Below are 1,402 nucleotides of genomic sequence, written 5' to 3'. Positions count from 1 at the left end.
GGTTGTGTCCCAACCCGTGGTGTATGAGGCCGCGCGCGAAGCCTTCGGCTTAGCGCAGCGCGCGGCCGGGCTGGCGGCCACCGCGTTTCTTCGTAGTTTGAGGTTGTTCAACGACCGACAACAACGAAGGAGAACACGATGACCGAGACCATAATCGACCTTCCGGGGGTGATCGCCAAGAGCGATGACGCGGATTTTCTGCGCGAGCTGATCCAAGACGCCGCGCAGCGGCTTATGGACATCGAAGTGGCCGCTGTCTGCGGGGCCGGGCATGGTGAGCGTAGCCCGGACCGCGAGAACCAGCGAAACGGCTACCGGCCGCGACAGTGGGATACCCGTGCGGGGACCATCGGCCTGAACATCCCAAAGCTACGCAAAGGCAGTTACTTCCCGACCTTTCTCGAGCCGCGCAGGACCGCTGAGAAGGCGCTGATGGCGGTGATCCAGGAAGCCTATATCCAAGGCGTCTCCACTCGCGCGGTGGATGACCTGGTGCGCGCCATGGGGCTGTCCGGCACTTCGAAGAGCCAGGTGTCGCGGCTGTGCGAGGAGATCGACGAGCGGGTGCAGGCGTTCCTGAACCGCCCCCTCGAGGGCGATTGGCCCTTCCTCTGGCTGGACGCCACCTACGTAAAGCTGCGCGAGGGCGGGCGGATCGTATCCATGGCGGTGATAGTGGCCGTGGCGGCCAACACCGACGGGCGGCGGGAGATCCTCGGCATCACCGTCATGCCATCCGAGGCCGAGACCTTCTGGAGCGAGTTTCTGCGCTCGCTCACGCGCCGCGGCTTACGGGGCGTGCAACTCGTGATCAGCGACGCCCATGAGGGCCTGAAAGCGGCCGCGCGCAAGGTCCTGGGGGCCGGATGGCAGCGCTGCCGGGTGCATTTCCAGCGCAACCTGCTGGCCCGGGTGAGCAAGACCAACAAGCCGGTGGTCAGCGCCGTGGTGAAGACCGTCTTCGCCGAAAAGGACCCCGACCAGGCCCATCTGCGCTGGCGCGAGGTCGCTGACAGCCTGCGTGATCGGTTCCGCGATGTCGCCGAGCTGATGGACGAGGCCGAGCACGACGTGCTGGCCTACATGGCCTACGACGAGAGCCTGCGCTCAAAGTTGCACAGCACCAACCCCTTGGAACGCGTCAACAAGGAGATCAAGCGGCGCACCAATGTCGTCGGTATCTTCCCCAACCGTGAGGCCGTCATCCGGCTCGTCGGGGCGCTCATGCTGGAGCAAAATGATGAGTGGGCCGTCTCCCGCCGCTACATGCCGGTGGAAAAGCTGACCGCTCTGTGCAAACATGATGAAGAGACGGCCATGATCGCCGCTCAGTGAACGAGCAACACCAGCTATGAAGAAGCAGGTGGACGCCAGCTCCTACACCACTCCCCGGGACACTACC

At 64.4% G+C, this 1,402-nt stretch carries 1 protein-coding gene; it reads left to right on the top strand.

The window, feature by feature from the left end:
- Window positions 1-138: 138 nt before the first annotated feature.
- Window positions 139-1,335 (top strand): IS256 family transposase, encoded by a 1,197-nt coding sequence (locus ACGYLD_RS17345; protein ID WP_394403365.1) that lies wholly within the window; start codon window positions 139-141, stop codon window positions 1,333-1,335.
- Window positions 1,336-1,402: the final 67 nt, after the last annotated feature.

This window comes from Sulfitobacter sp. 1A12056 (genome assembly GCF_043558125.1).
GTDB classification, from domain to species: Bacteria; Pseudomonadota; Alphaproteobacteria; order Rhodobacterales; family Rhodobacteraceae; genus Sulfitobacter; species Sulfitobacter faviae.
Note: the sequence above shows the minus strand (reverse complement) of the source record. Positions and strands in the feature narration are given on the sequence as shown.

Coding starts and splice junctions, on each gene's coding strand:
- ACGYLD_RS17345 (WP_394403365.1), top strand. CDS start 139: ATGACCGAGACCATAATCGACCTTCCGGGGGTGATCGCCAAGAGCGAT.